Annotated in this window: 15 protein-coding genes; 8 read left to right on the forward strand and 7 right to left on the reverse strand. The window is 52.9% G+C overall.

The genetic code is table 11. The features are described 5' to 3' along the window. The first annotated feature begins 111 nt into the window (after positions 1–111). Both ACOQPU_RS23860 and ACOQPU_RS23865 read left to right on the forward strand, forming a co-directional pair. Entirely contained in the window at positions 112–1,743 is a 1,632-nt protein-coding gene (locus ACOQPU_RS23860) for a BTAD domain-containing putative transcriptional regulator (RefSeq protein ID WP_420642334.1), read from the forward strand. Between the two features lie 41 nt (positions 1,744–1,784). Next, a complete protein-coding gene (locus ACOQPU_RS23865; RefSeq protein ID WP_420642335.1) occupies positions 1,785–4,595 on the forward strand; it encodes an ATP-binding protein in 2,811 nt (936 codons plus the stop codon). A 393-nt stretch (positions 4,596–4,988) separates the two neighbouring features. On the opposite strand, the gene ACOQPU_RS23870 is transcribed toward ACOQPU_RS23865, so the two are convergent. Both ACOQPU_RS23870 and ACOQPU_RS23875 read right to left on the reverse strand, forming a co-directional pair. Next, positions 4,989–5,285 (reverse strand): type II toxin-antitoxin system RelE/ParE family toxin, encoded by a 297-nt coding sequence (locus ACOQPU_RS23870; protein WP_420642336.1) that lies wholly within the window; start codon positions 5,283–5,285, stop codon positions 4,989–4,991. Continuing rightward, complete coding sequence (locus tag ACOQPU_RS23875; RefSeq protein ID WP_420642337.1) at positions 5,285–5,509, reverse strand: addiction module protein; 225 nt, start codon at positions 5,507–5,509, stop codon at positions 5,285–5,287. Before ACOQPU_RS23875 ends, ACOQPU_RS23870 begins: the two co-directional genes overlap by 1 nt. 159 nt (positions 5,510–5,668) lie before the next feature. Between ACOQPU_RS23875 and ACOQPU_RS23880 the strand changes: the two genes are divergently transcribed. From ACOQPU_RS23880 to ACOQPU_RS23890, 3 genes are all read left to right on the forward strand, one after another. Beyond that, positions 5,669–5,959, forward strand: coding sequence for a type II toxin-antitoxin system Phd/YefM family antitoxin (locus tag ACOQPU_RS23880; protein ID WP_420642338.1), 291 nt, complete (start codon positions 5,669–5,671; stop codon positions 5,957–5,959). Continuing rightward, a complete protein-coding gene (locus ACOQPU_RS23885) occupies positions 5,956–6,360 on the forward strand; it encodes a type II toxin-antitoxin system VapC family toxin (protein WP_420642339.1) in 405 nt (134 codons plus the stop codon). Before ACOQPU_RS23880 ends, ACOQPU_RS23885 begins: the two co-directional genes overlap by 4 nt. A gap of 150 nt (positions 6,361–6,510) precedes the next feature. Beyond that, entirely contained in the window at positions 6,511–8,571 is a 2,061-nt protein-coding gene (locus ACOQPU_RS23890; RefSeq protein ID WP_420642340.1) for an alpha-ketoacid dehydrogenase subunit alpha/beta, read from the forward strand. 22 nt (positions 8,572–8,593) lie between these two features. Here the strand turns inward: ACOQPU_RS23890 and ACOQPU_RS23895 are convergent, their stop codons facing one another. Further along, positions 8,594–9,550 (reverse strand): helix-turn-helix transcriptional regulator, encoded by a 957-nt coding sequence (locus ACOQPU_RS23895; RefSeq protein WP_420642341.1) that lies wholly within the window; start codon positions 9,548–9,550, stop codon positions 8,594–8,596. A gap of 91 nt (positions 9,551–9,641) precedes the next feature. On the opposite strand from ACOQPU_RS23895, the gene ACOQPU_RS23900 reads away from it, so the two are divergent. After that, a complete protein-coding gene (locus tag ACOQPU_RS23900) occupies positions 9,642–10,472 on the forward strand; it encodes an alpha/beta fold hydrolase (protein ID WP_420642342.1) in 831 nt (276 codons plus the stop codon). Here ACOQPU_RS23900 and ACOQPU_RS23905 read toward each other — a convergent pair. Continuing rightward, complete coding sequence (locus ACOQPU_RS23905; RefSeq protein ID WP_420642343.1) at positions 10,387–11,361, reverse strand: lysylphosphatidylglycerol synthase transmembrane domain-containing protein; 975 nt, start codon at positions 11,359–11,361, stop codon at positions 10,387–10,389. The two genes, ACOQPU_RS23900 and ACOQPU_RS23905, sit on opposite strands and share 86 nt — an antisense overlap. A gap of 84 nt (positions 11,362–11,445) precedes the next feature. Next, complete coding sequence (locus ACOQPU_RS23910) at positions 11,446–13,059, reverse strand: alkaline phosphatase family protein (protein ID WP_420642344.1); 1,614 nt, start codon at positions 13,057–13,059, stop codon at positions 11,446–11,448. 159 nt (positions 13,060–13,218) lie between these two features. Between ACOQPU_RS23910 and cmoA the strand changes: the two genes are divergently transcribed. Together cmoA and cmoB are read left to right on the forward strand one after the other, a co-directional pair. Continuing rightward, positions 13,219–13,944 carry a carboxy-S-adenosyl-L-methionine synthase CmoA gene (gene cmoA / locus ACOQPU_RS23915; RefSeq protein WP_420642345.1) on the forward strand — a complete coding sequence of 242 codons (726 nt, stop codon included), beginning with the start codon at positions 13,219–13,221 and terminating at the stop codon, positions 13,942–13,944. Between the two features lie 99 nt (positions 13,945–14,043). Further along, positions 14,044–15,090, forward strand: coding sequence for a tRNA 5-methoxyuridine(34)/uridine 5-oxyacetic acid(34) synthase CmoB (gene cmoB, locus ACOQPU_RS23920; RefSeq protein WP_420645867.1), 1,047 nt, complete (start codon positions 14,044–14,046; stop codon positions 15,088–15,090). Here the strand turns inward: cmoB and msrA are convergent. Continuing rightward, positions 15,071–15,622 carry a peptide-methionine (S)-S-oxide reductase MsrA gene (gene msrA, locus ACOQPU_RS23925; protein WP_420642346.1) on the reverse strand — a complete coding sequence of 184 codons (552 nt, stop codon included), beginning with the start codon at positions 15,620–15,622 and terminating at the stop codon, positions 15,071–15,073. The two genes, cmoB and msrA, sit on opposite strands and share 20 nt — an antisense overlap. A 97-nt stretch (positions 15,623–15,719) precedes the next feature. Continuing rightward, entirely contained in the window at positions 15,720–17,387 is a 1,668-nt protein-coding gene (locus ACOQPU_RS23930) for a CTP synthase (protein ID WP_420642347.1), read from the reverse strand. Between the last annotated feature and the right edge of the window lie 66 nt (positions 17,388–17,453).

The following is a 17,453-nucleotide window of genomic DNA, read 5'->3' on the forward strand; positions in this document are numbered from 1 at the left end:
TTGCAATAGATTGATAACTATAAAATTAAGTAACGCTTAATAGATTAGCAGAAGCATGTCAATTAGGCGTTGATCAAGCGTTGATCTTAAGTGGATTTGTGAATAGATAGCATGACAAAGGTACTGAAATTAGCTCTGTTGGGGCCGCTGCAAATCTCAATCGACGATGAACCGTTGATCGGCCTGGACTCTGGCAAGGCGCGGGCGTTGCTGTGTTACCTGGCGGTAAGCGGCCGTTCTCATTCACGTCACGCCCTCGCTAACCTGTTGTGGGGGGAGCTGCCAGATTCCGATGCGCGGCGCAACCTGCGTGGCGAGCTATTGAAGCTGCGCCGCCATTTGGAACCATACTTGCAAATTAGCCATCAGACCGTCGCCCTCAACCCAGGGGCGACCGTTTGGATGGATACGGCCGTTTTTCAACAATCTTTCCGCAATGGTGAGCATGAAGACGCTGATTGGCAAACGGCTGTGCAGCTTTGTCGTGGTGAATTTTTGCAGGAGTTTTACATTCGGCAGGCACCCGATTTTGATAACTGGCTGCAAGCGCAGCGGAGCTTCTTTCACAATCAGGCCATCATGGCGTATCACGCTTGGGCCAGCCAACTGCTGGGCCAGGGTAACTACACTGAGGGGATTGCAATAACGCGCCGGTTGCTGACGCTGGAGTCCACCCGCGAGGCCAGCCATCGCTTGCTTATGGAACTGCTGGCAACTTCTGGACAGCGCACGGCCGCTTTGCAGCAGTTTGAGCAGTGTCGGCAAATTCTGGCGGCTGAATTGAGTGTGGATGTTTCTAGTGAAACGGCCGTTCTTTACGAGCAAATTCGATCCGGGAATTTTGACAAGAAGATTGCGACCACAGGTCGCTTAGGACAAGGTGACAAGGTGACTCGCCCGAAAAGTGTCACCCCGTCACCCGTTCACCAGCATTCGCAGAGCGCAATCGCCCCCTCACCGTTTATCGCTGGCCCGCCCATCACCCAACCCACCCAATTTTTTGGTCGCGAGCGTGAGTTGAAGCGGTTGGGGCTGCTGCTACGGCAACGGCCGTTGCAAAATGCAGCCATCATCGGGCCACGGCGCAGCGGCAAAACCTCGCTGCTGCACTATTTGCGGCTGGCCAACTGGCTGCCCCAGGCAGAGGCGTATCGCTGGATTTTTGTCGATTTTCAGGATGCAAGGCTGGGCAGGCAAGAGACGCTACTGCGCACCTTGCTCACAGAAATGGAGCTAGATGTGCCGGAGCCGTGCCATCTCGAATCATTTTTAGATGTCGTGAGTGAGCAGTTGGATCGGCCCACCGTTATCCTGTTTGATGAATTGGGCGTGGCGCTCACCCGCTACCCGGAGCTGGATGATGCGTTTTGGGAAAGTTTGCGTTCGCTGGCAACCAACCAGGTGGACGGCAACCTGGGCTTTGTGCTGTCCAGTGCCCAACCGCCAGATGTATTGGCGCAGCACCAGGGGATGGGGTCGCCCTTTTTCAACATTTTTGGCTATACGGCCGTACTCGGCCCACTTTCAGAAGAAGGTGCTAGAAATCTCATTGCCACCTCCCCCATCCGGTTTGCCACGCGGGATGTAGAATGGATTTTGGTGGAAAGCGGCCGTTGGCCTATGCCGCTGCAAATCTTGTGCCGTGAACGGCTGCTGAGTCTTAGTGAAGGTGAACCAGGCGACGTCTGGCGTGAGGAAGCCCTGGGCCAGTTAGAACCGCTGCGCCGTATGGCCGATCATTGAAGAAGAGATTGACCAATCTCTAATCTCCAATTTCCCAAAATATGAACGACACCCTCCGTAATCGCTACACAGACGCCCCGACGCTGAACGGCAATTTGCTAATCGGCAGCGCGCGTTTGCTGTTTTGGCTCTTTTTTCACCCCTCGGCCTGGCGCAATCACCTTAAACGCATCGACAACACCCTCTCCCCTTACTTTAGCTTGGCTGATTTACAGCGGCGGCAATGGACAAATACGGCCGTGCTTCGCTTCCTGCTCATGACCTTTTTTGCCTGGCCGCTGCTGGTTGGCATTTTGCTGGGATTGGTTCTATGGCTGCTCAACTTACCCCCCACAGCCTTGCTGCTGGGTGTCATGCTGGGCATCGCTGTGGGGCTGATTGTGGGATTAGCCGCCAGCATTGCGGGCAGCGTCGCCATTGGCGTGACGGTGGGTATGGCCACCGGCTTTGCTTTGGGGCTGGGCGGCGCACTGCTGCTCCGCGCAACCGGAGATTTGGTTTTGAATGGTGCGTCCGTGCCGCTGGACATCGCCATCAGCAGCTTGATTGGGGCGACGAGCGGGCTGGCTGGCGGGCTGGCTTACGGCGTCGGTGTAGGCGTAACGCGGGAAGAAATGGTGCAGGAGGTCCCCTCCGTATCCATTTTGCGGCAGGTGAGTGGTATGGTCGTGGGCATTCTCATCGGGCTGGCGGCAGGTTTGCTCGCGCGACTGCTTGAGGGTGGCTGGGCAGCGGCATTGCTGGCGGCACTGCCGTTTGGGGCGGCCGTTGGCTGGCGCAGCCAAAGCTGGCGGCGTGGCTTGGTGGCCGGGCTGCTGGTAGGAACGGCCGTCTGGCTGGCTGGTGGCTTGCCGAGTGCAACGGCCGCTGGCGGATTGATTCAGGCAGTTGCCTTCATCGCTTTTGTAGCTGCCCTCTTTGCTTTGCCCTATGTACTGGCTGAGAAGATTGCGGGAACCTGGGCGGGTGGCTTGGCTGGTGCGCTCGGCAGCGGTGCGGGGCTCTTCCTCTTTGCCACCGACGGGGCCGCCTATGGGCCATTTTTATCCTTTGGCCTGGCTGGAATTTTACTGGGGTTAACCCTCGCCTGGTGGCGACCTGTGTTGCTGTATCCCTTCTTGCTCATCTGGAACGGGATGCTTTACCAGCTCGATTTGCGACGGGCTGACCAACCGGAAAAGCGGCCGTTTCTGCGCTGGCATTCCGCCTTTTGGGATGAATTTCAGAGGCTGCCGCTCCTCAGCTTGGACGCCCACATTTTGCTCACCATCCAGAAAAATTTGGCCGAAGGACGCACGGCGATGGCGTATCTCAGCAGTACCCGGCAGCGGTGGGCAGCCCAATCGGCCCAAATTGAATTAGATGCGCAGCAGTTGGAACGGTGTGAAACGGCCGTGCAAATCGGCGAGGTTCATCCCGGCTTGGCGGCTGGGGATTTGGTCGGGCCAGCCAGTGCCCTGCTGCGCAGCTTTAGCCGCCTCAGCACCGACGTGGCTGCCGCCTTACAGCAGGAAAGTGCCTACAACCAACGGCTGGCACTCAACGCGGTTGAAGATCGGCTGGATGGGCTATTGCGAGAGCTGACCCGTAGCAACGAACCATATGCCGCTCGCTTCCGGCCAATTGCGGCCAGTTGGCGACATATCATCGGCGAAAAAGGTATTTATCTGGCTGAAGAAGCAGAGCTGCGCCAAGAGATTGACAGTCCGTACATTATTGGCGTGCCGCTGACGGAAAAGCAAGCCATTTTCATTGGGCGGCAGGACGTGAGCAGCCGCATCGAGCAGCTTTTGCTGGATCGCCGCCAGCCGCCGCTGCTGCTTTACGGCCAGCGACGCGTGGGCAAAACGTCGCTGCTCAACAATTTGGGGCGGCTACTGCCCAGCACCATCGTGCCGCTTTTTGTCGATTTGCAGGGACCAGCTGCGCGGGCGCAAGACGAGGCAGGCTTTTTATACAATGTGGCGCGCAGCATGGTGCAATCGGCCAAACGGCAGCGTGGTATGTCTTTGCCGCCGCTCAGCCGCGAGCAGCTTTACGACGATCCATTCACTCGCTTCGATGAATGGTTAGACGAAGTTGAACTGGCGTTGGCAGGCAATCTGGCATTGCTCATGCTGGATGAGTTTGAGGCACTGGAGCGAGTGCTGGCCCTCAATCGTTTTGATGAAGAGATTGTATTGGGGATGCTGCGCCATCTCATTCAGCATCGCCCCAAATTTAAGGTGCTGCTCTCTGGTTCGCATACGCTGGTGGAATTTTCTCGCTGGTCTAGCTATTTGATTAACGTGCAGGTGGTCCACATTGGCTATTTGCATCCAGATGAGGCGCGGCAGTTGGTAGAGGCTCCCGTTCAGGATTTTGCTTTGCGTTACGAATCGGCTGCCAGCCAGCGCGTGCTGGATTTAACGCGGGGGCATCCGTTTTTGGTGCAGTTGCTTTGTGCAGAAATTGTGGCTCTCAAAAATGAACAACCGCCAGCCCAGCGTCGGTTGGCAACGGTGGCTGATGTGGAAACGGCCGTTCCTGAAGCGCTCGTCCACGGCAGTTTCTTCTTTGCCGACATGCGCAACCAGACGGATGAAGTAGGGGGTAAGGTGCTGAATTTACTAGCCAAAGCTGGGGAAGGCGAGGTGATTTCGCGTAGCGAATCAGAGAAGAGGTTGAGTGAGATGAAGACAGCTCCCGTTGAGCCTGCCGAAGTGGTCGCTCTCAATCAAATCCTCACCCAACTCCAACAGCGCGAACTCATCGAGCCACACGGCGACGGCCTGCGCTTTCAGATTGAGCTGGTGCGCCGTTGGTTTGTGGGTCAGGGCGACGTGGGGAACGATGGAAACAAGTTTGATTGACATTATTCTGGCATCCATGATTGTTGTTTTGTTAATTTGGAAAAGAAAAAGGATGGTGGAGTTTTTTTTGATTACTAGACTACCATTTTTTGTTTGGGGCGTTTTGTTTTTCCTAATATCTGGTGTAATCATGTATTTTGTTGAAACTCTATTAACTGTTCCCATAGTTAGGCACATGACATATAGTCTATTCTCGTTGTTCTTGCTGACTGGGGCTTTTCTTTTAAAAGAGGTTTCTTCAAAAGGTTTTTAGTGGACCTACTCTCTCCGAATCCGATTGTGGTTCGGGCTTTGGCTGCGTCGCCAATTTTGCTGAGCTGGATTTTGGGTTTTGGCGTGGGTTGTTTTTCACAAGGAAGAAGGCGAGGGGAGAGGGTGGGAAACGGTCGAATTTTATCTTTTACTTCTCCCGGACCAATAAAGCGGTTGCCGCCGCGAATGTGCCAAAGCAATTATTTGAACAAAGTTGACCTGTACTCGATAGACAATGGCATAAGGAAAATGGGAGACTTTGCATTGCCAAATATTGCTGGTTACAACTGGATATGATTCGGGGAAATTGGAAATGCGGGTTAAAGTTTCTTGGATTGTTGAGAGAAACCGTTCACCGAGGCCAACTTGTTGAGTTTGGTAGTAAAGAGTTGCTTCTCTGAGTTCTAATACTGCATCAGGATGAAACTCGATTTCCATTACTTAAACTCTGACCAAATTTGCTTCATTACTTCATCGGCTTTAACCATTTGCACCACGCCAGCATCTATGTCCGAAACACGTTTTTTAATGAGGCTGATCCATTCTGGGGATAGATTAATTTGTTCCTCGGCATCTATCATCTCCAAGATTTTTTCAGCAATGTATGCTCGTGTCGGTGCAGGTAATAAAGCGACTTCTTGTAAAATCTGCTCAATCGTCATGGGCAGATTATAGCATACCTTTTTCCAAAATATGCTCACCGTTGCCGCTGTAGGTCAATTTTTAGAAATTGACCTAGGGGATTGACTTGTGGCTACATGTGGCTACAATTTGAAGAATGAATAATTAATGGTGAATCGTGAATCGTGAATGAGGGTGTAATGGCAAAGAAAATTGGCGTGCGAGAATTGAAGAACAATGCCTCGAAGATTGTGCGGGCGGTACGCGAGGAGCGGGCTGAGTATGTGGTGACGGTGCATGGGGAGCCGGTGGCTGTTTTGCGGCCGTTAGCCGAAGAACAAGAGCAGCAGGAACTAGATGCCGAAATTGCAGCCGAAATTGCTGAAATGAAACAGTTGGCCAAAGAAATTACCGCTGGTTGGAAATCGGAAAAAACCGGGCTAGAAATCTTGGAAGAAGACCGCCAGGCATCTTTTGAGCGTTTGCTATGACCGTTATTGACGCCAGCGTTTACATTGCGCTCATGAACGAAGATGAACCTGGTTTTGCCACGAGTTGGCAATGGTTGCATACTGTGCAGGGTAATCGAGAACGGCTTGCTGCACCTGTGATCATGATGGCGGAAGCGGCGGCGGCAATCAGCCGGGGCAAAGGGGATGTTGTTCATGCCCGAAGAGTCATTCGGCGTTTACAGCAGTCCAGGTTGATTGAATTTTGGCCTGTTTCCTTTGAGTTAGCTGAACGCGCTGCTGACATTGCCGCTGAACACCGCATTCGCGGCTGCGACGCGGTGTACGTGGCGCTGGCGGAGCAGTTGGGCAAGGAACTGGTTTCGCTGGATCAGCAGCAGTTGGCGCGAGCAACGGCCGTAATCCCCACACGCCATCCCTGATTTTTGGAACGGCCGTTTTTGTTATAATATTCCCTTAACCTGAACAGACATAACCCAAGCTAAATCTATTCCACAATTCGCAGATTTACTAGATTTTCTTTGCGACCTCCGCGTTCCCTGCGGTTAAATTATTTTTACAGGAGATCCCACTTGAACAAGCTGCACCCCGCATTTGATTGGCACGAAGTTGCTCGGCTGGCACTTACCTCCCGCGTTTTAGATGAACTGGAAGAAAATGAACTCACTCCGCAAGGGTTGGTCACATACCAGTTTTCGGCGCGAGGACATGAGCTGGGGCAGCTGCTCATTAGTCAGCTTTTGGATCGGCCGTTTGATGCCGCCAGTGCCTATTATCGCTCACGGCCGTTTCTGTTGGGCAGTGGGCTTACCTTGGTCGAGGCATTGGCCTCCGACATGGCGCGGACGGGCAGCTTGAGCGGTGGGCGTGATGTTGGCGTCGTGTTTCATCTACCTCGGCGTAAGCGGGCGTTGGTGCTGCCCATGGCTGGTGACGTGGGATCACAATACACGCCAGCAGCAGGCTGGGCGCAGGCCATTCGCACCCACAAAGAGACGCTCAAAACGCCCAATGTTGATGACAGCATTGCTGTGGTATTTGGCGGGGATGGCTCGGTGGCGACCAACGGCTTTTGGAGTGCGCTTACAATTGCCACTACGCTGGAATTGCCCCTGCTGTTTGTCATTGAGGATAACGGCTATGCCATTTCGGTAAAAGGGCCTGCCCAGACCCCGGGCAGCAACATTGCCGCCAATCTGGCATCCTTCAAAAACCTGGCTATTTGGGACGGCAGCGGTACGAATCCGGCAGAAACGGCCGAATTGGTGCATACGGCCGTGCGCGAAGTGCGGGCAGGGAATGGGCCGGGGTTGCTACGGCTCACCATGCCCCGACTGTCCGGCCATTCCAGCGTAGATAACCAGGCGTACAAAGGTGAAGAGGAGCGTAAAGAGGAATGGCAGCAAGACCCGCTTGTGCATCTGCACGATTATCTGGTACCTGTTTTGATGCGCGAAAATGAGTGGGAAAATTTGCGCAACCAGGTCAAGCGAAACGTACTTAGGGCGAAAGATGAGGCGATGCGACAGCCGCACGGCGACCCAGCAACGGTGACAAAGTTTGTATTTTCTGATATGGAACGGCCGCAGGAAGTGGGCGGTTTGGTGCCGGAGGGGATTGAGCTACCAAGTGGGACGCCCACGTCCAACCCAACCGACCCACGTCGCATCAACATGATTGAAGCAATTCGGCGCACGCTGGAGCTGGAGCTGGCACTGAACCCGCGCCTGCTGGTTTTTGGTGAGGATGTGGGGTTGAAGGGCGGCGTCCATGCCGCCACGCTGGGGTTGCAAACCAAATTTGGCGAGGATCGCGTCTTTGACACCAGCCTGAATGAAGAAGGCATCATTGGCCGCGCGGTGGGCATGGCCTACGCTGGTTTGGTGCCCGTGCCGGAAATTCAGTTCCGCAAATATGCAGACCCAGCGACGGAGCAGCTAAACAATTGTGGCACGGTGCGCTGGCGGACGAACGGCCGTTTTGCTGCCCCCATCGTCGTGCGCATCCCCGGCGGCTACCGCAAAATTGGCGATCCGTGGCACAGCGTAACCAGCGAAGTGACCTTTGCCCACCAACCCGGCTGGCTCTTTGCCGCGCCGTCCAACGCGGAAGACACGGTGGGGCTGCTGCGCACTGCCATGCGCGGTAACGATCCCGTTATCTTTTTTGAACATCGGGCTATGTTGGATGCTGCCTGGGCTAGACGGCCGTATCCCGGCGACGACTTCATGCTCCCCTTTGGTCAGGCCAAGCAAATCAGCAGGGGCGACGACCTGACGATTGTAACCTGGGGCGCGATGGTAGAGCGGTGCGAAATGGCTGCAAAAAATGTGGATGCCAGCATCGAAATCATCGATTTGCGAACGCTGGTTCCCTGGGACGAGGAGATGGTGCTGGGCTCCGTACAAAAAACGTCCCGCTGCCTGATTGTGCATGAGGATATTGGGCTGGGTGGCTTCGGGGCAGAGATTGCCGCCACGATTGTAGCCGAAGCCTTCCTGGATTTGGATGCGCCTGTAGAGCGCGTCACTGCCCCGGCTGCGCCAGTGCCGTTCAGCACCTCGCTTATGGAAGGCATTGTGCCGACTGTAGACCTAATTCGGAAGAAAATTGAGGATTTGCTGGCTTTTTGATCTGCAGTTTCTTTTTCCTATTTCATCCTTCATATTTGGCTACAATTCCTCGTGCCGCTGATAAGACTTGCTCCCGTAGCCACTCTGGTGAGACCACGGTTGTTGATGTTCCCAGCCCTAATACTATCGCTACCGCTTGCTCTTTGCGCTCAAATACAACTTTAACCGTCTGCCAGCCAGTTGAATCCTGCTCAGACTGCTCAGTCACAGGAATATTCCAGATTGAAGGCAGCATAGATAGCAAACTTGACTCAATATTTAGAATTGCATCAATTTGTGGCAGGCTGGAAACATAATTAGTCATCCATTCTTGCCAATACGCAACAAGATCAAACGCTGGGGAACGCGTGAAAGCGTTATCAGTCAATTCGGCCGTTTCCAGCCGCGCAACCCGGTAAACGCGCATCCCATCGGGCGTATCTGCCACTAAGTACCATACGGCCGCTTTTGCTACCAGCCCATATGGTCGGACGAGCCGCTCGCTAACGCTTCCCGATGGACGACGATATGTGATTTGCAGCTGACGATCTTGCCAGACGGCCGTTTGCACCACCGACAAGAGGGGTGCTGACTCGCTTTCCTGAAACCATGCAGCAGCATCCAAATGTAACCGCTGTCGGAAAAACGTTGCCTGTGCTTGCTGCTGACTAGGGAGAGCGCTGGTCAATTTGAGAACGGCCGTTTGCAGCGATTGGTTCATCCCTAAATCTGACAACGGGCCAGAAATGGCCATCATGAACAGCGCTTTTACCTCATCCTCATGCAGCTCCGTCAGGGTAGTTCGATAGCTGTCCAGTAGCCCATACCCTCCACCTGGACCACCAGTAGCATAAATCGGCACGCCAGTGCTGCTCAAGGCCTCTACATCCCGATAAATGGTGCGGGGGGTTACTTCTAATTCTTTAGCCAGGGCAACGGCCGTCATCTGCCCCCGCGTCTGCAACAACATCATCAATGATAATAATCTGTCAGCTCTCATTGATTTTACAATCTCCCAAATGACTGACATAAGGTGTCAGCCTTTCCCATTATTATACAGACTATCAATCAAACGAAATGAGGTGAACAGCATGAAAACAAGCAAAGTGAGTAGACTTTTTGCAGATGATGGAGGTGAGGGCAGAACGGAGTTACCAATCGTGTTCCTGCATTCGCTGGCGGGCAACACACAGCATTGGGAGGCACAATTGCGTCATGCGCGGCAAACGAGGCGAGCCATCGCGCTTGATCTGTGCGGGCATGGACGGTCGCCAGCAGCAGATGGCGATTTTGCTCTTGAATCATTGGCGCAAGACGTGCACACAACGCTCCATGAATTAGATGTCGAGAGGTTTATTTTGGTTGGGCACAGCCTGGGTGGCAGCGTGGCTGTGGCTTACGCCGGGTCTTACCAACAGCAAGTAGCTGGCTTACTATTGGTAGATCCATCGGGGGATTCGACACAATTGCCAACAGAACAAGTCCAAGGGCTGTTGGGCGCATTGCAGTCTGAGGCGTATACGGCCGTCATCGAGGAGTATTGGCAGCAAATTCTGACTGGTGCAACAGAAGCGACGCAGGCACAGGTGATGCATGATCTACACAAGATGGACAAAGCAACGGTTGTAGGGATGATGCAAGCATTGCTCAGTTACAAGCCGACACCAGCTTTACAGAAATACGCAGGGCAGCGGCTGTCTGTGATTACGCCAATCAACCAAGCCCCTTTTTCCTTGCACAATCTTGTGCCAGATTTTCCACATACAGTTATCGGAGGTACTAGCCATTGGTTGCACATGGACAAGCCAGAACAGTTTAATGAAATAATGGATGCGTTTATTTTGGCCGTTTCCGCCACAGCGAAATCAAATAAATTGGTGCCCCCACCAATTCAGACGCGCGTTTTACGAAAAAGACCATGAGGGAAAGCGCAACCGCCTGTGGTGCATCCAAACCCGCTCCGGCAAACAGCAACGGCGCAATCGCTTCCCGCACACCTAGGCCACTGAATGAAGGCACCAGCAGGGCAATGGCCATCACGGGCACGACGCCCATGAGATACCAGTAGCTAATTTCAAAGTTGAGGCCACGCGAAACGGCCGTCCACTGCCCAATCAGCAAAAAGTTAAACAGCAACGAGATGCCTAACGCTTGCAGCAATGATTTGGTTGGGAGGGCTTGAAGCGTGGCCGTTAGTTTGAGAAACGGCCGTGCCACCTGCTGCGGCAATTTGTTCAATAAATTTTCTAAAAACGGGAACCAGCGCCAGCCGCGCAGTAAAAACACGCCGCCAACCAATCCCAGCAGGCAAACACCGCCTACCTGCCAAATAATCTCCTGAGGGAACACATCGGGATTAAACCCCATTACCAGCAGACCCAGCAAAAACAACCCCATCAACCCACTCAAGCGATCCACAATGACGGTGCCAGCGGCCGTTGCCTGAGGTACATCTTCCGCCACCTCGATGATACGCACGACGTCTCCACCAAAGCCAGAGGGTAGCACCCCGTTGAAAAAAGCGCCTACAAAATACAGCTTGATGAGCTGCGGCAGCGGCACGGTGCTGCCAATACCGTTGAGCAAAATGGCCCAGCGCACTGAGCGCAGCACCAACCCCGAAAAATTGATGAGCATTGCTACGAACAGCCAGCCCCACCGCGCCTGGCGAATGCCATCCCCAATTTCGCTGAGCGGTACATTGGTAAATACATACGCTAAACTAATGAGCGTAATGCCTACTTTCAGGAGTGTGATCAGCCTGTTTTTTGTTTTGGCAGGTGGTGTGGCGGTGGCTTCGGATGATGTCATAATAAAAAATCAAAGATTTCGCAGATTGGAAAGATTATTAAAAATCTGGTGAATCTGCGAAATCTTTGATGAAAATCTTAAATCTTATAGGTAACCAAGGTCACGCAGGCGGTCTTCAATTTGCTTGTTGTCAGCTTCATTGAGCGTGTGTGCATCGCGCAGCTCTTGTTCGGCATCAAAATAAGTGACGGCGGGCTGGGTTTTGAAGAGATCGACTAACACGGCACCATCCATATGCTCTGGTACATCTTCGCCTAGCAAGGCAAAGATGGTGGGGGCAATGTCGATGATGTCGGCACTGATGGGGAGCTGGACATTTTGCTTGAATTGCGGCCCGTGGGCAATCACGATCCCTTCGCGGCGGTGGCAGCCGGAGTCTCCCCGAATTTGCTCGGTGACAATTTTGCCATTGGTAGCAAACAGTGGGTAAGCAATGATATTGTAATCGTCCAAAATCAGGTGGATGTCTGGCCCTTTTTCGGTGTAGGGACCATGATATGTTTCTTCGCGCAGGATGATTTTGGTGATGAGGGAACGGCCGTTTTCATCCTTCAAATCTTGCAGCGCATCCACAATATCCTGGCGGGTTCGCTTGTAGCTGGCTTGGGTGACAATGCCGTTTGGTTCGCGCCCCGCCATGTTTAGATAAATCTGGCCCACATGCCCCATACTGTACGCCACCGTTTGGTTCCAATCCACACTGTCATAATTGAGGAATTTGCCCAACACTTGGTTGCGCGTGTTTTTAGACACCTTCGTAGCCATGTTTTGCAGGCCGATAAGCTCCACCAAGCGGTAAATGACGGCTGGTGAAATGCCTAACTTAAAAGCGAGTGACTTCAATATGGTAATCGGTTTGCGATTTAGCTTCAGGAGCCCTTTTTCCATCAGGAAATTGTTCAGGTTTACAATGCGATTCAGCGGCCCAAAGCCATGATCCGACATGGCAATGACGTGCGCATCATCTGGCAGTAAGTCCAGCATTTGGCCGATGTACGCATCCACCAGCTTGTAACCGCCCAAAATGCCATCCTGGTATGGGGAGAGCTCATGGCGCGGGTGATTACTGTCCATCAGCCGCCACAGGGCGTGCATCATAATATCTAGAGCAATGAAGTGAACCATCAGCACATCTACCGGCTCATTTTGCATGAGATGTATTGCCCATTTGCCATGGGCGTGAATCAAATCATAAATATCTGCGATGTATGCTTCTTCGTTGCCCGCCTTGTACTGAATGTTGGGCGAAATGCGATACTCACCCAGCGTCGATTGGTAGCGGCTGATTAAATCTTGCGGATAACAGATGGTGCCTTGCTTGGGGCTGAGAATGCCCGATACCATAAAGCCGTTAATCGGCTGGGGTGGGTAGGTGACTGGTACGTTGAGTACGCCCACGCGATACCCCATGTTGGACAGGATTTGCCACATGGTGGGTTTTTGGATGCGGGTGGCGTTTACCAGCGAGTAGCTATCGCCAGAGGGTTGGATGAAGTCAAACACGCCGTGCTTGCCAGGATTGCAGCCTGTCATAAAAGAGGGCCAGGCGGGGCTGGTGACCGGGGGAAGTGTTGAAAGGAGATCAGTATGAACCCCACTACCCATTAGCTTGGCCAGATTTGGCAGTTTGCCTTCGTTGGCCCACGGCCGTATTAAATCAAATGTTGCGCCATCAATGCCTAAAATCAATAATTTCATCGGAATCACTCTTTCTAGATTTTGCGCGTACTTTAGCAGTTTTTGGGGGAATGTAAAAGTGGACGAAAGTATTACTCATGTTGGAAACGGCCGTTCCCCGTTGACGCGGCCTTCAATGCGAGGGATAGTTAAACCAGTTCACGCTATCTGAGGATTTTTATGGCACAAGACAATATTTATGCAACTGAGCAGACGCAGGTTGCCCCGTTTTCTTTTGATGAGGAGGTTGTAGCAGTATTCCCCGACATGATTGAGCGATCTGTGCCGGGGTATACGCTGCTGCTGCCGCTGATTGGGCAGATTGCCAGTCGATACGCTCAGCCACACAGTCGCTGCTACGATTTGGGCTGCTCGCTGGGGGCGGTGATGCTGGCGTTGCGCCAGCAAATTAAGCAGGAAGGGTGCCGGATTACGGCCGTAGACAACGCTCCCGCCATGATTGAAAAATGCCGAAAAATCCTGGCCCAAACTGGTGGCACTGTGCCTGTGGATTTAGTCGAGGCAGATATTAGCGAAGTTCCCATTGAGCAGGCGTCGGTGGTGGTGCTCAACTTTACGCTCCAATTTTTGCCGCCAGCCCAGCGAGATACGCTCATCCAGCGCATTTATGATGGCTTGCTTCCCGGTGGGGTGCTTATCTTGTCTGAGAAGGTTATTTTTGAACCAGTTGAACTAGACAACCTGTTGGTGAGGTTGCACCATGATTTTAAGCGAGCCAACGGCTACAGCGAGCTAGAAATCAGCCAGAAACGCACCGCGCTAGAAAATGTGCTTATCTCCGAGACGATTCCACAGCACCAAAAACGTTTACGGCAGGCGGGTTTTGCCTCTGTCGACGTCTGGTTTCAGGCGTTTAACTTTGTGTCGCTGCTAGCTAAAAAGTAGCTGGGAAATAATCGAAGATTGCGCAGATTTACCGAATTAAAATCTGTTCAATCTTTGTAATCTGTTGATAAAATTGGTTTGGAGTTTCTACGTTAAATGATGATTGATTACGCATCTTTGTATGCTCAAATGGAGCAGACGCCGTTAGCGAACTGGCTAGAGCAATTGCCAGAGCAAATAGCGGCGGCGTTGCATGATGAGAGACACGGCCGTTTACCCCAATGGCGCGAAATTCTAAAAAACCTGCCCAACATCAAACCTTCAAAGCTAAATCTGCACGATGGCGTGATTGTTGGCCAACCGGATGATTTGACCGCCGAACAGTTTGCCCAAATGGAAAGCCAACTGCGTTTGTTGCACCCTTGGCGCAAAGGGCCGTTTGATCTGTTCGGGTTGCACATTGACACGGAATGGTGCTCAGATTGGAAGTGGGATCGGTTGAAGGATGGGATTGCCCCGCTGGACGGCCGTCTTGTCCTGGATGTAGGCTGCGGCAATGGCTACCATTGCTGGCGTATGGCGGGAGCTGGGGCCAAGCTGGTTATCGGGCTGGACCCATTTTTGCTGTACGTGGCGCAGTACCAAGCAATTCGTCACTTTGTCGGGAACAACGTGCCTGCTCACGTGCTGCCGCTGGGCGTGGAGCAACTGCCAAACCAGTTAGCCGCGTTTGATACCGTCTTTTCAATGGGTGTGCTGTACCATCGTCGTTCGCCAATGGATCATCTGATTACGCTGCGCGAGGCATTGCGCCCCGGCGGTGAGCTGGTGCTGGAGACGTTGATTATTGAGGGAGAAGCGGGGCAGGTGCTGGTGCCAGAAGGTCGCTATGCCCAAATGCGGAATGTTTGGTTCATCCCTACCGTGCCGACGCTGCTGGGCTGGCTGCGTAAGTGCGGCTTTGTGCAGGAAAAGGTGCTGGACGTAACGCCCACCACCGTTGAAGAGCAGCGCTCAACTAAGTGGATGACGTTTAATTCGCTGCCTGATTTTTTGGACAAAGAGGACTCGAATCGAACGGTGGAGGGGTATCCGGCTCCTGTACGGGCGATTGTGGTGGCGAAACGGCCGTACAGCTCTTTCGCGCTGAAATTTCGTATAGATAGAACGCGGAATACGCAATACGCTATTTTTGCAAATGGCTAAACTTTTTGCGGAATTTGACTACTTTAGGCGCAACAACCACGCGGCAGTAGCCTTGCCCAGGATTGTTGACATAATAATTCTGATGATAATCTTCCGCAACGTAAAACGTATCAATTGGCTCTACTTCTGTAACAATGGGTGCATTCCAGATGTTGGCCGCATTTAATTCATCGATGAGCTGTACGGCCGTTTCCCGCTGTGCTTCGTCGTGATAAAAAATCGCCGAGCGATACTGCGTTCCTACATCCGCTCCCTGTCGGTTAAGCGTCGTTGGATCGTGAATTGTAAAAAAGACCGACAGCAGCTCTTTTAGAGAGATTTCATCCGGGTTAAACCGCACCTGCACCACTTCAGCGTGGCCAGTTGTTTCCGCACACACCTCTCGATACGTAGGATTTTCTACATGCCCCCCAGCGTAACCAGACAGCACGTCTGTTACGCCGCGAATTTCATCGTAAACCGCCTCCAAACACCAAAAACAGCCGCCCCCCAGCGTAATCGTTTCTTCATGCCCATTTTTCTCTGCTGACATCTTTACCTTCCTTAATGATTGTTAATGATTGTTGTTAAGGGACGGGTTGAAAGCCGCTAATCTTACACTTTTTACAGCCACTGACTGATTACTGGGATTAGCTTACGGCCGTAACCTCTTCAGCTTCAACAGGGGGCGTGCCGTTCGCTGCTGCGAGACGACCCTCTTGCCGGGCAACGGCCGTGCGCAAAAAGGCATCAAACAGGGGGTGGGGGCGGTTGGGACGGCTCTTGAATTCCGGATGGAACTGGCTGCCCAGCATAAAAGGATGATCTTTTAGTTCAGCGATTTCTACCAGACGGCCGTCTGGCGACAGGCCACTAAACACCATTCCTGCCGCTTCCAATTCGTTCCGGTAGCTGTTATTAAACTCCCAGCGATGTCTGTGCCGCTCCTGTACCAGCTCGGCATCGTACGCTGCGGCTGCCTTGCTGCCAGGCATTAAGGCACACGGATACGATCCCAAGCGCATCGTGCCGCCCATATCTTCCAGCGCATGTTGATCGGGCATCAGGCTAATCACCGGATGCTCCGTGTGGCTGTCAAACTCCGTGCTGTTAGGCTCATCACTGTGCAGCACATGACGGGCAAACTCAATGCACATCACCTGCATACCCAGGCAAAGTCCCAAATAGGGCACTTTGTTTTCTCGCGCCCAGCGGGCTGCCAAAATCTTGCCCTCCACGCCGCGCTCACCAAAACCGCCCGGTACCACAATGCCGTCTAGCCCTTCAAACTGCGTCCAGCCTTTGCCCTTTTCCAAATCGCCAGAATGGATCCATTCCACCTCAACATCACGGCCGTTGCTAATGCCCGCGTGATACAGCGCTTCACGCACGCTCATATACGCATCGTGCAGTTCCACATATTTGCCCACAATGCCAATGCGTATCTTTGTTTTAGAGCTGCGGATTTTGGCAATCATTTTTTGCCAGTCACTTAATTCTGGTGCATTGGCCTTCTTCAGTTTCAGCCTGTCAATAACATAGTCACCCAGCCCCGTTTCTTCCAGCAGCAGCGGTATGTTGTACAAAATATCGCTGGTAACGGCCGGAATGACTGCCCGCTTGCGCACATCACAAAACAGAGCGATCTTTTTGATATGTTCTTTAGGAATATGGTGATCGGCACGGGCAATGATGACATCTGGATGAATGCCAATGCCGCGCAGTTCACGGACGCTGTGCTGGGTGGGTTTTGTTTTTAGCTCTCTGCTGGCGCTAATGTAGGGCAAAAACGTGACGTGGACGTAAAGCGTATTTTTACGCCCCACATCAGAGCGCATCTGGCGCAACGCCTCCATAAAAGGCAGGCTTTCAATGTCGCCCACCGTACCGCCTACCTCTACCAGCACCACGTCCGCCTGGCTTTTTTCGGCAACCAGCCGGATATTGCGCTTGATTTCGTTGGTGATGTGGGGAATTACTTGGATGGTGCCCCCCAAATAATCACCGCGCCGTTCGCGGGCAATCACTTCCGCATAAACGCGCCCGGTGGTTACGTTAGAAGCCTGACTGGCGTTGATGTCGATGAATCGTTCGTAATGCCCCAGGTCAAGGTCGGTTTCTGCGCCATCTTCTGTTACAAACACTTCGCCGTGCTGGTAGGGCGACATGGTGCCCGGGTCTACATTGATGTAGGGATCGAGTTTTTGCACCGCTACCGACAATCCCCTGGCTTTGAGCAGGCGCCCCAGCGCGGCTGCGGTTACCCCCTTGCCAACTGAACTTACAACACCACCGGTAAAAAAGATATATTTTGTCATTTTCCGACCTCGCACTATCCAAAAAAAGAGGTGGGGCATGTCATCTTGGGTGACATGCCCCACCTG

The organism is Candidatus Leptofilum sp. (genome assembly GCF_965223285.1).
Taxonomy (GTDB): Bacteria; Chloroflexota; Anaerolineae; order Promineifilales; family Promineifilaceae; genus Leptofilum.

Coding starts and splice junctions, on each gene's coding strand:
- ACOQPU_RS23930 (WP_420642347.1), bottom strand. CDS start 17,387: ATGACAAAATATATCTTTTTTACCGGTGGTGTTGTAAGTTCAGTTGGC.
- ACOQPU_RS23885 (WP_420642339.1), top strand. CDS start 5,956: ATGACCGTTATTGACGCCAGCGTTTACATTGCGCTCATGAACGAAGAT.
- msrA (WP_420642346.1), bottom strand. CDS start 15,622: ATGTCAGCAGAGAAAAATGGGCATGAAGAAACGATTACGCTGGGGGGC.
- ACOQPU_RS23895 (WP_420642341.1), bottom strand. CDS start 9,550: ATGAGAGCTGACAGATTATTATCATTGATGATGTTGTTGCAGACGCGG.
- ACOQPU_RS23860 (WP_420642334.1), top strand. CDS start 112: ATGACAAAGGTACTGAAATTAGCTCTGTTGGGGCCGCTGCAAATCTCA.
- ACOQPU_RS23905 (WP_420642343.1), bottom strand. CDS start 11,361: ATGACATCATCCGAAGCCACCGCCACACCACCTGCCAAAACAAAAAAC.
- ACOQPU_RS23880 (WP_420642338.1), top strand. CDS start 5,669: ATGGCAAAGAAAATTGGCGTGCGAGAATTGAAGAACAATGCCTCGAAG.
- ACOQPU_RS23875 (WP_420642337.1), bottom strand. CDS start 5,509: ATGACGATTGAGCAGATTTTACAAGAAGTCGCTTTATTACCTGCACCG.
- cmoA (WP_420642345.1), top strand. CDS start 13,219: ATGGCACAAGACAATATTTATGCAACTGAGCAGACGCAGGTTGCCCCG.
- cmoB (WP_420645867.1), top strand. CDS start 14,044: ATGATTGATTACGCATCTTTGTATGCTCAAATGGAGCAGACGCCGTTA.
- ACOQPU_RS23910 (WP_420642344.1), bottom strand. CDS start 13,059: ATGAAATTATTGATTTTAGGCATTGATGGCGCAACATTTGATTTAATA.
- ACOQPU_RS23900 (WP_420642342.1), top strand. CDS start 9,642: ATGAAAACAAGCAAAGTGAGTAGACTTTTTGCAGATGATGGAGGTGAG.
- ACOQPU_RS23870 (WP_420642336.1), bottom strand. CDS start 5,285: ATGGAAATCGAGTTTCATCCTGATGCAGTATTAGAACTCAGAGAAGCA.
- ACOQPU_RS23865 (WP_420642335.1), top strand. CDS start 1,785: ATGAACGACACCCTCCGTAATCGCTACACAGACGCCCCGACGCTGAAC.